Origin of the sequence: Geothrix fuzhouensis, assembly GCF_024609325.1 — a bacterium.
GTDB lineage: Bacteria > Acidobacteriota > Holophagae > Holophagales > Holophagaceae > Geothrix > Geothrix fuzhouensis.
Genome location: NZ_JANHMQ010000002.1, coordinates 184,564 through 199,970, shown reverse-complemented (window position 1 = coordinate 199,970; position 15,407 = coordinate 184,564). Strand labels below are relative to the sequence as shown.

Genomic DNA, 15,407 nt, shown 5'->3' with positions numbered 1-15,407 from the left:
CGATCGGTCGCTGGATTGGGTGTGCCCGATGTCGGTGCCCTTCGGGCGGGGCTCCAACGTGACCGCCACACATCCCCGCTCCCCGGCTGGGTGCCGTGTCCGAGCCGTGAGGTGGTGGATTCGTCGACCGCTGGCGTCGGGGCGGAGCCCGCCACCGTTGCCGATCGGCACCATCCGGAAGGGACGCGAAGGAGCCGAGAAGATGCGTAGGTTCAGTTCCTCGGAATTCGAAATGGCGGTGGGATGTACCAGGAAGGCCAGGGCTGGTTGCCAAGCCGGGCACCCACACGGCAGGATCGCCCAGGTCTGGGTCCTGGCGGTTGGTAGCAAGGGCAACCATGATTCCTCCCGCGGGAATCAACTTGATCTTTTCAAGCAAAGACTCGAGTTGACGATCTGCCATCGAACCCGAAAAATCAAACAACCAAGGCACACGACCTGGAAATCTCCGACTTCCTGAGGTGGCATCTCAATATGGAGAAAGGTGCGCCAGAGTCAAGGTCTCATTTTCAGTCGCAACCCTTTTCCCCAAAGGGTTGCGACTGAGGCGCACCAGGTGATTCCTGGGGGCAGCCATACCTGGCATGCTCAAAAGATGATTTCGGCCTTCCTTCTCACCGTCCCGGCCGCCATGCCCGAGGCCCAGAAGATCGAGGCCCTCATCCAGGCCGTGGCGAACCTCGAGGGTGCGGTCTTCCTCCGGAATGGAGCCGAGCACGCGCCCAAGGCCGCCGCCGACCACCTGCGCCTGAAATGGAGGAACGCGGGTCGCCGGGTGAAGACTGCGCCCGATTTCATCCGCTACTGCGCCAGCGGGAGCTCCTTGAGCGGCCAGCCCTATGAGATCCGCCTCAAGGACGGCCGTACCGTGCTGGCTCGGGACTGGCTGTGGACGGAGCTGAAGCGGCTGGAAGCTGAGCGCTGAATCAGGCCCAGGCCTCGGGCACCCGCACCTCGCCCTTCGGCGCCCCGGCCCAGTCGAAGGCCTGAATGAGCTCCTCGGAGCGGCAGGCTTCCGGCCGTTCCAGGCAACCCAGGCTCCAGCCCAGCCAGCCCAGCACCTCTGCAGAGGAAACGCCCCGGGCCGCCAAGGCTTCCAGGCCCAGTCCCCCGGCCCGCTTGCCCAGGCGGCTGCCGTCGGGCGCCACGACCAACCCCAAGTGGGCATAGTCAGGGCGTGGCAGACCCAGGGCTTCCTGGAGGCGAATCTGGGTGGCGGTCACGGGGCGCAGGTCGGCCCCCCGCACCACCTCCGTGATGCCCTGGGCACCATCATCGACGACCACCGCCAGGTGGTAGGCGAAGCAGCCATCCCGGCGGAACAGGAGCGGATCGCCCGTGAGGGTGGCGGGATCGTCCGTCTGAGGCCCGAGCAGGCGGTCCTCCCAGGCCATGGCCCCCTCGGGCAGCCGGAGGCGGAGCGCCTGCTCGAACCTTTCCCAGGCCCTACCCCGGCAGCGACCGGGGTAGGGCCGCAGGCCGTCCTCGGCGTGGGGGGCAGAAGCCAGCAGCTGGAGATCCTTGCGGGTGCAGGCACAGGGGTAGAGACGCCCCGCCGCATGCAGCGCCACCAGGGCCGCCTGGTAGTCGGCGAGGCGCCCGGACTGCCAGACCACCGGTCCATCGGATTCCAGCCCCAGGGCCGCCAGGTCCCGCAGCTGTGCCTCGCCCAGATCCCAGCGACAGCGGGGGCCATCCACGTCCTCCATGCGCACGAGCCAGCGCCCGCCTGCCGCTCGCGCGGACAACCAGGAAGCCAGCGCCGTGCGCAGGTTCCCCAAGTGGAGAATCCCCGTGGGCGAAGGTGCGAAACGGCCGATGGTCATGGGATCGGGAGGCTGCCGAGCTGCCAGCTTGCAACTGAGGGCTGACAGCCGCGAGCTACCAACCCAACAGGTAGGCGAAGATCAGCGGGGCCACGATGGTGGCGTCGGATTCCACAATGAACTTCGGGGTGTTGATGCCCAGCTTGCCCCAGGTGATCTTCTCGTTGGGCACCGCGCCGGAGTACGAGCCGTAGCTGGTGGTGCTGTCGCTGATCTGGCAGAAGTAGCCCCAGAGCGGCACTTCCGTCAGCTCCAGATCCTGATGCAGCATGGGAACCACGCAGATGGGGAAGTCACCGGAGATGCCGCCGGCAATCTGGAACATGCCCAGCGTCGACGTCTTCGTGACGTCCTGGTAGTGCTTGGCGAGCCAGGTCATGTACTCGATGCCGGTGCGCACGGTGTGGACGTTCTTCACATCCCCGCGGATGACGGCGGCGGCGAACATGTTGCCCAGCGTGCTGTCCTCCCAGCCGGGCACGACGATGGGCACGTTCTTCTCGAGGGCGGCGAGCATCCAGCTGTGCTTCGGGTCGATCTGGTAGTACTGCTCGTACTTTCCGCTCTTCAACACCTTCTGGAAGAACTCGTGGGGGAAGTAGCGCTCGGCCTTGGCGTCGGCCTCCATCCACACCTCGAGCATGGCCTTTTCCATGCGGCGCATGGCCTCCATCTCGGGGATGCAGGTGTCGGTCACGCGGTTCATGTGGCGGTCCAGGAGGGCCTTCTCGTCCTGGGGCGTCAGGTCCCGGTAGTGGGGCACGCGCTCGTAGAAGTCGTGGGCCACCAGGTTGAAGATGTCCTCTTCCAGGTTGGCGCCCGTGCAGACGATGAGGTGCACCTTGTCCTGCCGGATCATCTCGGCGAAGGAAAGGCCCAGCTCGGCGGTGCTCATGGCCCCGCCCAACGTCACCATCATCTTGCCGCCCTGCTCCAGGAACACCCGGTAGCCTTCGGCGGCGTCGATCAGGGCGGCGGCGTTGAAGTGCCGGAAATGATGCTTCACATAGCTGCCGACGGGACCGAGCTTGGGCGCAGATGGGGCCATAAATCCTCCGAATCTTTTCATTGTGCCAGTGGGTTCCTCCAGCTCCGAGCGCTGATTGCGCTCCCGGAGCCCCCAAAAAAGGAAGCGCCCGGAGGTGCGGGCGCTTCGTGAGGGTTATTTGGCGGGATTTCGAGTGGTGGGGTTTTTTAGCGGGAGCCCCGCGGACGGGACTGGGATCGATTGGTGGGATGGTTGGTGGCGGGAAGCCCTTGCGGGCACCTCGCCTACCAGTCTATCACCGGTCGCTGCCGGGAAGGTCGAAGGCGCCCGGCGCCACCCCGCCTCGGGTCCAGTTCCCGAAGGCCAGCTCGACCGCGACCCCGCCGACCTCCTCGATCTCCATCCGTGATAGCACGGGCTGGCCGTGCGCCTGGACCGGGGGGCCGAACCGGGCCGTGCGAGCCAGCCGCCCCGAAGCGAGCCGGAACTCGGCTTTCAAGGGTAGGGAGCCCTCTTTCGCCACCCACAGGACCACCTGGCGCGCACTGATGGCCGGCCGCTTCGCCACCAACTCCAGACGCCAGCAGGCCCGGCCATCCAGGGGTTCTTCTGCCACCGCCCGCACGCTGTAGTCTTCCCGGAACCGGGTGCGAGCCACATCCCCCCCGGCCGCGGGCCCCATCATGCGCTGCTGGGGCGAGACCTTCACCGGCCGCTTCGTGCCGGGCAGCAACAGCCACATCTCATCGCCCCGCAACAGGACGGCCCGGCCCTTCTCCTTGTCGGAAAGTCCGTCCAGCCGGGCATCGCCGTTCTCCCGCGCCGATACCTTCCAGCGCTGGGCCATCCTTGGGGCCTTCACCGTGAGTTCCACGGTGAAGACCGGCCAGGGATGGCGCAGCCGATCCACCCGGGCGAGGATCTCCTCGCCACTCTGGGCCAGCAGCGGGAGGGCCGCCGTGAACAGCAGGACGATGGCGCGCATCAATGGCGCCCGTAGTCGTCCTGAAGCCGCTCGATGTCCGCCTCGTCGAAGGTGCCAAGACTCACTTCCAGCACCCGGACCGGGTGGGCCGTGCTGGCATCGCAGCGCAGGCGATGGGTGCTGCCCAGAGGCAGCCAGATCTCCTCGCCCACGGCCGGACGAAGTTCCACGCCGTCGCGGTCCACCACCACGCCCGGATCCAGCACCACCCACAATTCGCCCCGGTGCGCATGGCGCTGGAGGCTCAGCTTCTGGCCCGGGTTGCAGGTGAGGATCTTCACCGTGCAGGGCGTGTTCAGGGCGTACTGATCGAAGGAGCCCCAGGGCTTGTCTACGTGGAGGGTGTCGGGTCGCTGCATGGTCTCTGCTCGCTGGAAAGGTCCGTTCATCATCACCGCTCGGCAAGCCTCGCGGGGGGCTCCGGGACTACCCCCGGATCGCACGCCACGCCTGTGGCGCGCTCCCACTCATCCTCCGGATTCGCGGACGGGGCCCCGTCCCCAGGGCTTGTCGACGTGGAGGGTGGTCGGTTTATCCATGGGAGGAGTTTACTGCGTTCAGTCTGGAGACTGGAGCCTGATCCCTACAGCAGATCCTCACGCCCCTCGGCCCGGAGCCGCTCGACGATCTGTTTGACGGTCTGGGCGTGGTCGCGATGGCAGATGAGGAGGGCATCGTCGTCGTCCACCACGATGAGGTCGTCGACGCCGCTGGCTGCGATGAACCGCTTGCCGCCGAAGAAGGCGCAGTTGCGGGTATCCAGCAGCAGGGTCTCGCCCTGGCTCACGTTGCCTTCGGGATCGGTCTCCTGGAACTCGATGGCGGCGGGCCAGGATCCCACGTCAGACCAGCGGAAACGGGTGGGCACCACGGCGACCGTCTCCGCCTTCTCCATGAGCGCCACGTCGATGGCCAGCTTGGGCAGCTGGCGATAGGCCGCGGGCAGCTCTGCGGCTCGTGCGCCGGCCTTCATCCAGGCGTCGAGGGGGGCCAGCACCTCGGGGGCATGCTTCATCAGGCCCTCGCGAAAATCCGCCAGGGTCCACACGAACATGCCGGCATTCCAGTAGTGGCGGCCGGACTCGAGGTACTGCACGGCCACCTCCACGGGCGGCTTCTCGCGGAAGGCCACCACCTTCTGCACGGGGCCATGGCCCTCGGATTCGATGTAGCCGTAGCCGGTCTCGGGATAGGTGGGCCGGATGCCGAAGGTGACCAGCTCATGCTCCCAAGCCGCGTGCTTCACGGCGGTGTCCAGATCCTCCAGGAAGAGCTCGCGGTCACCGATCCAGTGGTCCGCCGATAGCACGGCCATGACGCCCTCGGGGAATTTCTTCTCGATCTCCACCAGGGCCAGGGCCAGGCAGGGCGCGGTGTTGCGGCCCTCAGGCTCCACGATCACGTTCTCCGGCGGCAGCTCGGGCAGCATGCGGCGCGTCTCGGCGGCCAGATCCTCCGTGGTCACGACGAAAATGCGCTCGGGGGGCACATGCCCGTCGAGGCGGCGAACCGTCTGGTGCAGCAGGGTCTCGGTGCCCACGATGGCCAGGAACTGCTTGGGTCGGGCGTTGCGGCTGCGGGGCCAGAACCGCGTGCCGCGGCCCCCGGCCATAACGACCGCGACTAAGGAGTCCTTGTGGGTACTCGACATCACCAACCTCCTGCCGTTTCGCGGCTCCTCCAGGGAACCACGGCGGCCGCATTCATCACAAGCCGCCTAGCGTGAAAGGATGTCCACCAAGTCGCCCATCTCCCCGGGGGGCGACGGACGCGGATCCAGGATGCGGGACAGGGGCTGGACCGCCAGGGCCCCGGCCACCTCGCCGAGGTAGAATCCGCCCTCGCCCGCGCCAAGCCGTCGCACGGCTTCGGCCCCCCAGCGACTACCCCAGATGCGGTCGAGGGCCGAGGGGCTGCCGCCACGCTGGATGTGGCCCAGCACGACCACGCGCAGATCAAGGCCATAGTCCCGGCGGAGCCGCTCGCCCACGGCCACGGCGCTGCCGAGACCGTCCCCTTCGGCCACCACCACGATGGAACTGCGCTTGCCGCGCAGCCAGTTGGCGTGCAGTCGCGCCACGAGGGTTTGATAGGAATCGTCCATGGATTCGGGATAAAGGACCGCCTCGGCCCCGCAGGCCAGGGCCGTATGGACGGCCAGCATGCCCGAGCTGCGCCCCATGACCTCCACCAGGAAGAGCCGGCCGTGGGCCGAAGCCGTGTCGCGGATGCGGTCGATGGCCTCCACAGCGGTGTTCAGGGCGGTGTCGAAGCCCAGGGTGCGATCCGTGCCGGGCAGGTCGTTGTCGATGGTGCCGGGAATTCCGGCACAGCGGATGCCTTGTTCCCGCTGGAGGGCATCGGCGCCCCGGAAGCTGCCATCCCCGCCGATGATCACCAGGGCCTCGATCCCCGCCTCGCGGAGGTTGGCCGCGGCTTCCGCCCGCCGGGCCGCCTCCATGAATTCAGGGCAGCGGGCCGTGTGCAGCACGGTGCCACCCCGTTGCAGGATGTTGGCGCAGGCCCGGCTGGGCATGGGCGCCCAGTCACGCTCCAGCAGCCCCTGATAGCCCTGCCGGATGCCCCAGGCCTCGTGCCCCAGGGCATCCGCTTGGCGAACCGCCGCACGGACCGCGGCATTCATGCCTGGAGCGTCCCCGCCGGAGGTGAGGACGCCGATCCTCACTTCGTCTTCCTGCGGGTTGGCACCTTGGGCCTGGAGGCTGTGGCCTTGCCTTTCCTCAGGCCGGCCTTGCCTTTACGGTGCCGGGCCTTGGCAGCGGCCCGTCTCCCCTTCCGGGTGTCCTTCACATGGGCTTCCGGGGGCGGCAGGGGCGGCGGTTCCACAATGCCCCGGGGCACCGGCGGAAGGTCGCCCTCGGCAATCCCCTGGGCCGAGGCGCGCTGGGCCCGGATTTTCATCACGGGATCTTCCTGGGCGCGGGGGGCGGCCACCAAGCTGAGGGCCAGGCTGCTGATGAACAGGACGCGTCGCGGCATGATCCCTCCGGAGATTTGATTATCGCGCATCTGACCCGATGGCGGGCTTTCGGTTCTCCCGTGACAATCCCCTTTCGTAATCTTTGAATCCGTCGCCCCCGCCCCCCGCGATAAACTTGCTGATTCGGGGATCAATCCCGCCCGATTTTCTCAAGTCCGGAGTTTTCATGACCATGCAATCCGGTTTTACCCCCGTGGACGGCACGGCCCTGGCGGCTTGCCTCCAGCCCTTCCCCGCCTCCACCAAGATCCATGTGGCCGGCACCCAGCCCGGCGTCCAGGTTCCATTCCGCCAGATCCAGCTCCACCCCACCCGCGACTTCAAGGACCAGCTCACGGAGAACGAACCCGTGGTGCTCTACGACACCTCGGGCCCCTACACCGATCCCACCGTCACCATCGACGTGGCCAAAGGCCTAAGCCCCCTGCGCCAGGACTGGATCCTGGGTCGGGGCGACGTGGAGGCCCTGCCCGGCGCCACCAGCCTCTACCGCAAGCTCCGCGAGCGCGACCAGGAGCTGGACGCCATCCGCTTCCACGCGGACCGCAAGCCCCTGCGGGCCAAGACCGGCCGCAACGTCACCCAGCTGCACTACGCCCGGCAGGGCGTCGTCACGCCCGAGATGGAGTTCATCGCCATCCGCGAGAACCTGGGCCGCGAGGCCGCGGGCCTCAAGAGCCGCATCACCCCCGAGTTCGTGCGGGACGAGGTGGCCCGGGGCCGCGCCATCATCCCAGCCAACATCAACCACCCAGAGACCGAGCCGATGATCATCGGCCGCAACTTCCTGGTGAAGATCAACGCCAACATCGGCAACAGCGCCGTGGCCTCCAGCATCGAGGAGGAGGTCGAGAAGATGGCCTGGTCCATCCGCTGGGGCGCCGACACGGTGATGGACCTCAGCACGGGCAAGAACATCCACGAGACCCGCGAGTGGATCCTGCGCAACAGCCCCGTACCCATCGGCACCGTGCCCATCTACCAGGCCCTCGAGAAGGTGAACGGCAAGGCCGAGGACCTCACCTGGGAGATCTACCGCGACACGCTCATCGAGCAGGCCGAGCAAGGTGTGGACTACTTCACCATCCACGCCGGCGTCCTGCTGCGCTACGTGCCGCTGACCGCCAAGCGCGTCACGGGCATCGTCTCCCGCGGCGGCAGCATCCTGGCCAAGTGGTGCCTGGCCCACCACAAGGAGAACTTCCTCTACACGCACTTCGAGGAGATCTGCGAGATCATGAAGGCCTACGACGTGGCCTTCTCGCTGGGCGACGGCCTGCGCCCCGGCAGCACCGCCGACGCCAACGACGAGGCCCAGTTCGGCGAGCTGGAGACCCTGGGCGAGCTCACCAAGATCGCCTGGAAGCACGATGTGCAGGTGATGATCGAGGGCCCCGGCCACGTGCCCATGCACCTCATCCAGGAGAACATGACCAAGCAGCTGGAAGTCTGCGATGAGGCGCCCTTCTATACGCTAGGCCCCCTCACCACGGACGTCGCGCCGGGCTACGACCACATCACCTCGGCCATCGGCGCCGCCATGATCGGCTGGTACGGCTGCGCCATGCTGTGCTACGTGACGCCCAAGGAGCACCTGGGCCTGCCCAACAAGAAGGACGTGAAGGACGGCGTCATCACCTACAAGATCGCGGCCCACGCCGCGGACCTGGCCAAGGGGCACCCCGGCGCCCGCCTCTGGGACGACGCCATGAGCAAGGCCCGCTTCGAGTTCCGCTGGGAGGACCAGTTCAACCTGGCCCTGGACCCCGACACCGCCCGCGAGTTCCACGACGAGACTCTGCCCGCCGAGGGCGCCAAGTCCGCCCACTTCTGCTCCATGTGCGGCCCGCACTTCTGCTCCATGAAGATCTCGGATGATGTGCGACAGTACGCCGAGAGCCATGGGTACAACGAGGAAGAGGCACTCAAGAAGGGCATGGAGGAAATGGCGGAGACGTTCGTCCAGAAAGGCGCCGAGGTCTACCAGAAAGCTTGATCTCCGCCGCCAGGCGCTGAGAAAAAGCCCCGCCTTAGGCGGGGCTTTTTCTCTATGAGCGCGTATCATCAGGACCGTTTCTCTTCCAGGAGGCAGTCATGGCCGCGAAGAAGATCCTCATGCTCGTGGGCGATTTCGGAGAGGACTACGAAATCATGGTGCCCTTCCAGACCCTGCTGGCCGTGGGCCACACGGTCCACGCGGTGTGTCCCGACAAGAAGGCCGGCGAGTCCGTGGCCACCGCCATCCACGACTTCGAGGGCCACCAGACCTACTCCGAGAAGCCCGGCCACCGCTTCGCCCTCAACGCCACCTTCGCGGACATCAAGCCGGACCAGTACGACGCCCTGGTGATTCCCGGCGGCCGTGCCCCCGAGTATCTGCGCCTCAACCCCAAGGTGCTGGAGATCGTCCGCCACTTCTTCACCGCGAAGAAGCCCGTGGCGGCCATCTGCCACGGCGCCCAGATCCTCTCCGCCGCGGGCGTGCTGGAGGGCCGCACCTGCTCGGCCTACCCCGCCTGCCGTGCCGAGGTGGAGATCGCCAAGGGCAAGTACGCCGACATCGCCATCGATGGCGCCGTCACCGACGGGAACCTCGTCACCGCCCCCGCCTGGCCGGCCCATCCTGCCTGGATGGCCCAGTTCCTGACCGTGCTGGGAACCCGCATCACACTCTAGCGGCCTACTGGACTCCTAGCAGCTCCACCTCGAAGATCAGGTCGGCGTTGGGCGGGATGTCCGCCCCCGCGCCCCGGGCGCCGTAACCAAGGGCGGCGGGGATGTGGAGCGTACGCTTGCCGCCCACCTTCATGGTCAACAACCCCTCATCCCACCCTTTGATGACGCGGCCCACGCCAACGGGAAAGACCAAGGGTTCCCCGCGATCCACTGAGCTGTCGAACTTCTTGCCCTTCTTCCCGTGGTCCGAGAGCCAGCCCGTGTAGTGGACGGCACAGCGCTGGCCAGGCTGGGGCGAGGCTCCCGTGCCGATCTGAGAGTCGAGGTATTGGAGGCCGCTGGCGGTCGTGGTCATGGCGAGAACCTTCTTCTTGAGGGTTTTGGCGCGTTTCTTGGCCGGCGCGGCCTTGGACTGGGCGGCCAGGGGCAGCGCGAGCAGCAACGCAGCCAGGGCGAGATGTCTACGGGTCATGGCGCCTCCAACCTTCGAGTCTACGTGAAGGCCTGGCTGGAAGGCAGCCCGATCAGGAGACTCCGTGGTACCCGGCGATGGCGCCCCGGTCCCGCAGTTCCTCCAGCAGGGTCATGGTGGCGACCAGATCCGGCAGTCCTAATGCCGCGGCGGCCTCGACCAAGCTTTCCGTCTGGGCTTGGACCAACAGCGTCGCGGCGGCAGGGGTCAGGTCCATGAGCTGCGGCCGGCCGTCGCCGTCCCGATAGGCCAGCAGGTGGGTGAGCCGGGACTCGGGTATCGGTGCCGCCTCACTCACCTGGTGGACTGCGTGGCGGTAGGACACGACTTGCGCAGCGGGATCCAGGACGAGGCGATCCTCGGGCCTCGGATCCCGATGAAGTCCCGATGGACATTCGGTTTCCGGGAATCGGGCCACCAGCACTTCCAGAATCTCAGCGTGGGCCAGTTCCAGCAGGAAGGGCCACGTGACCTGGCCCCAGCCTGTTTCCGCCAGCCAGCCCAGAAAGGCGGGCGCGATGTCCCGGTAGTGCTGACTGGCCACGCAACGCGCCTGGAGGAAGGCCTCGATGCAGGGCTCCCAGGCGTCCTCCCGTTCGAGCAGCGCCTTGGTGATGGGGAACATGATTTCGATGGGCTCCACCAGGCTCAATCGCGCCAGTTCCCGGTAGGCCGCCAGCCCCTCGTTGAATTGCTGGAAGCTCTGCGCATCCTTCTCTGGCAAACCCTGACTCCGGGCGAAGGCCGCCGGATCGTCCTCGAAGGTCGCACCTTCCGGATCGAGCACCAGGGCCGCCAGGGCCTGCTGGAGCTTAAGGACGCTGGCTTCAGCCATGGCCCGCCCCCAGCATTGGTCTGGCCAAGATGTCGTCGTAGGCGACCTGAAGGCGGGTCCGCTCCGCCAGCAGCACCTCCAGGTCGGGGATGTGATTGTCCCGTTCGAGGAGCACCGGCACGGGGCGCCCCAGCCTTGCCAGGGTCCACTGCATCAGCTCGATGACGGGATCGATGACCTCGGCACCGTGGGTGTCCACGGTGAGCGTGCCGAAGCGCTTGTGTCCGGCGATGTGCAGCTGGGCCACGCGGTGCAGGGGCATGCGCGCCAGCCACTCCCTGGGATCGAAGCCGAAGTTGAGGGCGTTGACGTAGACGTTGTTCACATCCAGCAGCCAGCCCACATCCGCGCCCTCCAGCACCTCGGCGATGAAGGCGGCTTCGTCCATCTCGGCCCGGCCCAGCTCGGCGTAGTAGGTGATGTTCTCGAGGAGGAGTGGCACTGGCAGGTGGGCCTGGAGATCCCGGGCTCGCGCCACCGTGTGGCGGACGGCCTCCCGCGTGAAGGGAAGCGGCAGCAGCTCATGCAGGCAGCTGCCATCCACACTCGTGAAACAGAGGTGCTCCGAATGCCAGGGCGTCCCCGTGCGGATGAGGAGACGCCCCAGCTCCCGCAGGTAGTCCCCATCCCAGGGGTCGAAGCCGCCGAGGGAGATGGCCAAGCCATGGGTGAGCACAGGATCGCGATCGAGGATGGCGCAGGCGTCCCGGTGGGGCCGCCCGCCATCCCCGATCACGTTCTCGGGACAGGTCTCCCAAAAGGGCACGCCGTGCTCCGGCCGGGCCGCCACCGCCTCCAGATGGGGGCGGCGGAGGCCCAGGCCGACCCCGGTGAACCGCTCCTGTACCATCGGAATCTCCCGCGGCCTACTTCTTCTCCTTGCCGCAGGACCCTTCTTTCTTGTCCTTGCCGCAGCTGCCCTCTTTCTTGCCTTTCTGGTCCTTCTTCATGTCCGCGCTGCCGCAACCACCGCCACCGCCGCAGCCACCATCCTTGACCTTGCCCTTGGCTTCCTTGGTGTCTTTGGCTTTTGCAGGAGCCTTCGCATCCGGCTTGGCGTCTTTGGCACCACAGTCGCCGGCCTGGCTCAGGGCCGCTTCGGAACCAAAGGCGCCAACAGGCATGGCGGCGACCACGGTGGAACCGCCTGCCACCAGCGAACCAGCGGCGAAGAGGGTGGCGGCACCGACGAGTCTTGTGATCATTGAATCCTCCTGCGGGCACACCCGCGGCAGGGGCCGCCGCGCGGCCCCGAAAATCCGTCCATGTTCATCCCTGTCCCGGTGGTGATCCCGGAGTCCAGGGTCGGCCATGTCGTTAGCCTGTGGGGTGCAGAGACCGGCAAAGGTGTGACGAATTATTTTTCAGAATCGCGTGGTTTTTCCCTGGCTCAGATGTGCCAGGCTTGGCGACTCCGACCATCCGGGCCATTTCCTACTGTGCCGGTTGCGGCCCAGAGGTACGCTTGGCACTCCCACCCTCGGGGCCCAGGTTGTGAATCGGTGCAGCGACCCCTCGGGCTCTAAAATCACCGAACCATAGCCAGCGCAGGGCCAAGGCCTCGGAGGACCCCGAGTGGGTTCTGGCTCGGCATTAAATACCTTCAAGCAGGGGATTCTTGGCCAAAGACGAACCATTTAACTGCCAAGATTTTAAGATTTTCAGCCAACTATTCCCAAAATCCAGGTTGGCAATTCATGCAGCAAGATTTCAACATCTTTTGTTCCTTCAGATCTTTCCCTCAAGCAACTGGGCCCTTGTAGGGAATTGGTGATGAATGGAATAGATTTTTCAAAAACTTGCCTGAAAGATCCCTTCCTACATGACCTAGGATGGTTGTGGGGAATCATGAGTCGCCGATTTCCGATGGGAGAATCAAGATGCCAAACATTGCTTCCATTCTGAAGGTAGAAATTGTGCGCTTGGCCCGCAAGGAGTTGCGGACTGAAACAGAAGCCCTCAAGAAAGCTGTGGCCCAACACCGGTCTGACATCTCCGGATTAAAGCGGAGCGTGGCTTCATTGGAGAAACAACTGGCCCGCATGGAGAAAAAAGCCTCAGGACAAGCGACGGCGCAGCCAAGCCCGGAAGGGACCGGCCGCATGAGGTTCAGCGCAAAGGGGTTGGCAAGTAAGAGGCAGAAACTTGGGTTGTCCGCTGCGGAAATGGGAACCCTCCTCGGCGTCTCCGCTCAGACCGTCTACAACTGGGAGGCCGAGAAATCGAAACCTCGCCAAGCTCAATTGGCCGCGATTGCTGCCGTGAGAGACATGGGAAAGCGGCAAGCCAAAGCACGTCTTGAGGAATTGGCAGCCCAATGAGCAGAGCAGAACGCCGCTGAGGGGCCTGGCCCCGCTGCCAGCGGAGTTCCTGCCCACACTGAGAGACCACCCGCAGCTCACAACAAGCCCCGCCTTTTGAGTGGGGCTTTTTGACGGCTTGGGTGACTTCGCTTTGAGGCCATGGGCTTTCAAATTGATCGGAAGCTCGGAGAGGCGAGGCCGATCGCATTTCTAAAATGTTGAATATATAGCTTTTTAATAATGGCCCGAAGGGTGCATGACCCCCAGGCGAAGGAGGTTCTTTCCCGAGGCAGGCCCGCGGAGATCGCCACCCTGACATCAGGCACGAAGGGCCAAGTCGCAGGAAGCCTCCCTTCATTCAAGGACAGGCAGGCATCCATGGCATCGAAGAGAACCAAGCGCCACGACTCCTTGAACCTGACCCGCGAGGAGTCGGAATCCATGGGAGTGGCGTTCCCGGAAGAAGCGGCTCCGGTATCGGCGGACATGCAGGAGCGGCCCCTTCATGAACAGGTCGTCGGGTCTCTGACCGAAGATGAAGTGACCGAAGCCCTGACCGGCGAAGTGACACCGGAATCCCGCGATGACATGGAGGATCTCTTCGCTGACCTGCAGGAGGAAGAAGCAGATCGCCAGGCGGATTAGGGCCACGAAGCTTCCTGGCCTCCACCGCAACCACTGCTCCCCGGGATTTGCGCCGCCCACGCGCAGGAAGGATGTCCTCAGCATCGTGAAGACCATGGATTCTACCCACCTCCACATCGTCACCTACAACATCCACAAGGGGTTCTCGCAATTCAATCGGCACCTGAGGGTGCATGAGCTGAGGGAGCGGCTGCGGGAGCTTGGTCCGGACATTGTGTTTCTTCAGGAGGTCCAGGGCCTGCACAGCAAGCATGCCAAAAAATACGAAGACTGGCCCTACAAGCCCCAGCACGAATTCCTGGCCGAAGATGTCTGGCAGTCCACCGCCTATGGCGGCAACGTCATGTACGGCCACGGGCACCATGGCAATGCGATCCTCGCCCGTTTTCCGATCGAGCATTCGCACAACCAGGACGTCACCCACTTTCCTTTCGAGCGGCGGGGCTTGTTGCATTGCACCATTCACCTGCCGGGCCTGACCAGGGCGTTGCACTGTGTCTGTGTCCATCTCTCGGTGTTCGCCCCCTCGCGGCGCCGTCAGATGGATGCGCTCGCCGGATGCATCGAGGGCATTGCCGACCCCGCCTCGCCCCTCATCATCGCCGGTGACTTCAACGACTGGCGGAACGATGCGGATGAATTGCTGGCTCATCGCCTCGGGATGATCGAGGCATTCGGTGGGGCGTTCGGCAGTCTCGAGTCGCCTGGCCGGAGTTTCCCCTCCAAGCAACCCTTGCTACGTCTGGATCGCATCTACGTACGCGGCTTTACGGTCGAACTGGCCGAGATGCATTCCGGTGCGCCTTGGTCGAAGATCTCAGACCACGCCGCACTCTCAGCGCATCTGAAGTGGACAGGCGATGAGTCTCCAGCTCTGAGGAAAGCAGCCTCAGCCGCGACCCAACCTGGCTTGACGCTCCCCCCTCGATAAACCCGCGCAGGTCGTGGAAGCAAGTCAGCCCTGACATGGATCCGACCTTCGGTGCCAGGTGCAGAGTCCCCAATCGAGAGCCTCCGTTCAACCGGATACGGGACGCTGCCTCGGTGAAGAACTGCCTGGCTCTGTGGCCCTGCCTGGTTCCGGAGTGGCTGAACTCAGCCAGGTGATTGACCGGCGATCGACCCAAACTGAAAGGCCGCCTGGTCAAGGTGGTGGATGAGTTTCTGCTGAGAGAGGATCATGCTCCCGAAAAACGCCTCAAGCTTCGTCCCGAGGAAGTAAGGGGGTGTCACAACTAAGATGGGCAACTCATTTGCAAGAACATGCTCTTGGGAATTTTGGATGGCTTCTGGGTACCACCGGTTGCTGAACCCTAGGATTGCTGGGTCTGTGGGCATGACATCCAGGATGAGGTCCTCCAATCGGTATCTGCATGCTGGGGCTCCCTCACTGATGTCATTTCTGAATCCTCGAACTCGGAGGGCACTATCGACGTGGTGGTAAACCCCCTGGCTTGCCACCTCCACAATCACATCAACATCATTTGTGATCCTGATAGGTGCAGCCTGCGGATCAGTAATCAGCAGGCCTGTCACCGCCACGAACCTCAAGCGCCTCCTCGATGGGTTCAAGAGCCCGGATCCAAAGAAGAAGGAACCGCGCACCAAGACGATGGTGGTAGGCCTGGGGGCCATCAAAGGACTCTGCATCCGCCTGCTACCAGGTCCACAAGGCT

Annotated in this window: 18 protein-coding genes; 6 read left to right on the top strand and 12 right to left on the bottom strand. The window is 65.0% G+C overall.

Annotated elements, in window-relative coordinates; genetic code table 11:
- Window positions 1-595 precede the first annotated feature (595 nt).
- Window positions 596-925 carry a DUF5329 family protein gene (locus tag NOV74_RS08125; protein WP_257310954.1) on the top strand — a complete coding sequence of 110 codons (330 nt, stop codon included), beginning with the start codon at window positions 596-598 and terminating at the stop codon, window positions 923-925.
- Window position 926: 1 nt separating this feature from the next.
- Here NOV74_RS08125 and gluQRS read toward each other — a convergent pair whose 3' ends face one another.
- The 7 genes from gluQRS to NOV74_RS08090 form a co-directional block, all read right to left on the bottom strand.
- A complete protein-coding gene (gene gluQRS / locus NOV74_RS08120) occupies window positions 927-1,826 on the bottom strand; it encodes a tRNA glutamyl-Q(34) synthetase GluQRS (protein ID WP_257310952.1) in 900 nt (299 codons plus the stop codon).
- Between the two features lie 55 nt (window positions 1,827-1,881).
- Window positions 1,882-2,874, bottom strand: a complete 993-nt coding sequence (locus NOV74_RS08115; RefSeq protein ID WP_257310949.1) for a deoxyhypusine synthase family protein — start codon at window positions 2,872-2,874, stop codon at window positions 1,882-1,884.
- Window positions 2,875-3,109: 235 nt separating this feature from the next.
- Window positions 3,110-3,799, bottom strand: a complete 690-nt coding sequence (locus NOV74_RS08110) for an outer membrane lipoprotein-sorting protein (protein ID WP_257310947.1) — start codon at window positions 3,797-3,799, stop codon at window positions 3,110-3,112.
- Window positions 3,799-4,158 carry a phosphomannose isomerase type II C-terminal cupin domain gene (locus tag NOV74_RS08105; protein ID WP_257310944.1) on the bottom strand — a complete coding sequence of 120 codons (360 nt, stop codon included), beginning with the start codon at window positions 4,156-4,158 and terminating at the stop codon, window positions 3,799-3,801. Before NOV74_RS08105 ends, NOV74_RS08110 begins: the two co-directional genes overlap by 1 nt.
- Window positions 4,159-4,382: 224 nt before the next feature.
- Window positions 4,383-5,450, bottom strand: a complete 1,068-nt coding sequence (locus tag NOV74_RS08100; RefSeq protein ID WP_257310942.1) for a mannose-1-phosphate guanylyltransferase — start codon at window positions 5,448-5,450, stop codon at window positions 4,383-4,385.
- Window positions 5,451-5,516: 66 nt separating this feature from the next.
- Window positions 5,517-6,485, bottom strand: a complete 969-nt coding sequence (locus tag NOV74_RS08095; protein WP_257310939.1) for an ATP-dependent 6-phosphofructokinase — start codon at window positions 6,483-6,485, stop codon at window positions 5,517-5,519.
- Window positions 6,482-6,799, bottom strand: a complete 318-nt coding sequence (locus tag NOV74_RS08090) for a hypothetical protein (protein ID WP_257310936.1) — start codon at window positions 6,797-6,799, stop codon at window positions 6,482-6,484. The genes NOV74_RS08095 and NOV74_RS08090 overlap by 4 nt, the downstream gene beginning before the upstream one ends.
- 167 nt (window positions 6,800-6,966) lie before the next feature.
- Between NOV74_RS08090 and thiC the strand changes: the two genes are divergently transcribed.
- Window positions 6,967-8,796: a phosphomethylpyrimidine synthase ThiC gene (gene thiC, locus NOV74_RS08085; RefSeq protein WP_306672391.1), complete on the top strand. Its 1,830-nt coding sequence runs from the start codon at window positions 6,967-6,969 to the stop codon at window positions 8,794-8,796.
- Between the two features lie 98 nt (window positions 8,797-8,894).
- Window positions 8,895-9,476 carry a DJ-1/PfpI family protein gene (locus NOV74_RS08080; protein ID WP_257310933.1) on the top strand — a complete coding sequence of 194 codons (582 nt, stop codon included), beginning with the start codon at window positions 8,895-8,897 and terminating at the stop codon, window positions 9,474-9,476.
- A 4-nt stretch (window positions 9,477-9,480) separates the two neighbouring features.
- On the opposite strand, the gene NOV74_RS08075 is transcribed toward NOV74_RS08080, so the two are convergent.
- Genes NOV74_RS08075 through NOV74_RS08060 form a run of 4 tightly spaced genes read right to left on the bottom strand, consistent with a single transcriptional unit; the run spans window position 9,481 to window position 11,988 of the window.
- Complete coding sequence (locus tag NOV74_RS08075; RefSeq protein WP_371748425.1) at window positions 9,481-9,948, bottom strand: FKBP-type peptidyl-prolyl cis-trans isomerase; 468 nt, start codon at window positions 9,946-9,948, stop codon at window positions 9,481-9,483.
- Window positions 9,949-10,000: 52 nt separating this feature from the next.
- Entirely contained in the window at window positions 10,001-10,783 is a 783-nt protein-coding gene (locus NOV74_RS08070; protein WP_257310930.1) for an HvfC family peptide modification chaperone, read from the bottom strand.
- Window positions 10,776-11,633 carry an MbnB/TglH/ChrH family RiPP precursor modification enzyme gene (locus tag NOV74_RS08065; RefSeq protein ID WP_257310927.1) on the bottom strand — a complete coding sequence of 286 codons (858 nt, stop codon included), beginning with the start codon at window positions 11,631-11,633 and terminating at the stop codon, window positions 10,776-10,778. Before NOV74_RS08065 ends, NOV74_RS08070 begins: the two co-directional genes overlap by 8 nt.
- A 16-nt stretch (window positions 11,634-11,649) precedes the next feature.
- Entirely contained in the window at window positions 11,650-11,988 is a 339-nt protein-coding gene (locus NOV74_RS08060; protein WP_257310925.1) for a hypothetical protein, read from the bottom strand.
- A gap of 675 nt (window positions 11,989-12,663) precedes the next feature.
- Here NOV74_RS08060 and NOV74_RS08055 point away from each other — a divergent pair.
- The 3 genes from NOV74_RS08055 to NOV74_RS08045 all read left to right on the top strand — a co-directional run bounded on the left by NOV74_RS08055 (window position 12,664) and on the right by NOV74_RS08045 (window position 14,662).
- Window positions 12,664-13,104 carry a helix-turn-helix domain-containing protein gene (locus NOV74_RS08055; protein ID WP_257310923.1) on the top strand — a complete coding sequence of 147 codons (441 nt, stop codon included), beginning with the start codon at window positions 12,664-12,666 and terminating at the stop codon, window positions 13,102-13,104.
- 393 nt (window positions 13,105-13,497) lie between these two features.
- Window positions 13,498-13,731, top strand: a complete 234-nt coding sequence (locus NOV74_RS08050) for a hypothetical protein (protein ID WP_257310921.1) — start codon at window positions 13,498-13,500, stop codon at window positions 13,729-13,731.
- Window positions 13,732-13,825: 94 nt separating this feature from the next.
- Window positions 13,826-14,662, top strand: coding sequence for an endonuclease/exonuclease/phosphatase family protein (locus tag NOV74_RS08045; protein WP_257312453.1), 837 nt, complete (start codon window positions 13,826-13,828; stop codon window positions 14,660-14,662).
- A gap of 164 nt (window positions 14,663-14,826) precedes the next feature.
- Here NOV74_RS08045 and NOV74_RS08040 read toward each other — a convergent pair whose 3' ends face one another.
- Entirely contained in the window at window positions 14,827-15,282 is a 456-nt protein-coding gene (locus NOV74_RS08040; protein ID WP_257310919.1) for a hypothetical protein, read from the bottom strand.
- Between the last annotated feature and the right edge of the window lie 125 nt (window positions 15,283-15,407).

Bases quoted from the DNA above. Each gene is read 5' to 3' on its own strand.
- NOV74_RS08125 (WP_257310954.1), top strand. From the start codon at position 596: ATGATTTCGGCCTTCCTTCTCACCGTCCCGGCCGCCATGCCCGAGGCC.
- gluQRS (WP_257310952.1), bottom strand. From the start codon at position 1,826: ATGACCATCGGCCGTTTCGCACCTTCGCCCACGGGGATTCTCCACTTG.
- NOV74_RS08115 (WP_257310949.1), bottom strand. From the start codon at position 2,874: ATGGCCCCATCTGCGCCCAAGCTCGGTCCCGTCGGCAGCTATGTGAAG.
- NOV74_RS08110 (WP_257310947.1), bottom strand. From the start codon at position 3,799: ATGCGCGCCATCGTCCTGCTGTTCACGGCGGCCCTCCCGCTGCTGGCC.
- NOV74_RS08105 (WP_257310944.1), bottom strand. From the start codon at position 4,158: ATGCAGCGACCCGACACCCTCCACGTAGACAAGCCCTGGGGCTCCTTC.
- NOV74_RS08100 (WP_257310942.1), bottom strand. From the start codon at position 5,450: ATGTCGAGTACCCACAAGGACTCCTTAGTCGCGGTCGTTATGGCCGGG.
- NOV74_RS08090 (WP_257310936.1), bottom strand. From the start codon at position 6,799: ATGCCGCGACGCGTCCTGTTCATCAGCAGCCTGGCCCTCAGCTTGGTG.
- thiC (WP_306672391.1), top strand. From the start codon at position 6,967: ATGACCATGCAATCCGGTTTTACCCCCGTGGACGGCACGGCCCTGGCG.
- NOV74_RS08080 (WP_257310933.1), top strand. From the start codon at position 8,895: ATGGCCGCGAAGAAGATCCTCATGCTCGTGGGCGATTTCGGAGAGGAC.
- NOV74_RS08075 (WP_371748425.1), bottom strand. From the start codon at position 9,948: ATGACCCGTAGACATCTCGCCCTGGCTGCGTTGCTGCTCGCGCTGCCC.
- NOV74_RS08070 (WP_257310930.1), bottom strand. From the start codon at position 10,783: ATGGCTGAAGCCAGCGTCCTTAAGCTCCAGCAGGCCCTGGCGGCCCTG.
- NOV74_RS08065 (WP_257310927.1), bottom strand. From the start codon at position 11,633: ATGGTACAGGAGCGGTTCACCGGGGTCGGCCTGGGCCTCCGCCGCCCC.
- NOV74_RS08060 (WP_257310925.1), bottom strand. From the start codon at position 11,988: ATGATCACAAGACTCGTCGGTGCCGCCACCCTCTTCGCCGCTGGTTCG.
- NOV74_RS08055 (WP_257310923.1), top strand. From the start codon at position 12,664: ATGCCAAACATTGCTTCCATTCTGAAGGTAGAAATTGTGCGCTTGGCC.
- NOV74_RS08045 (WP_257312453.1), top strand. From the start codon at position 13,826: ATGGATTCTACCCACCTCCACATCGTCACCTACAACATCCACAAGGGG.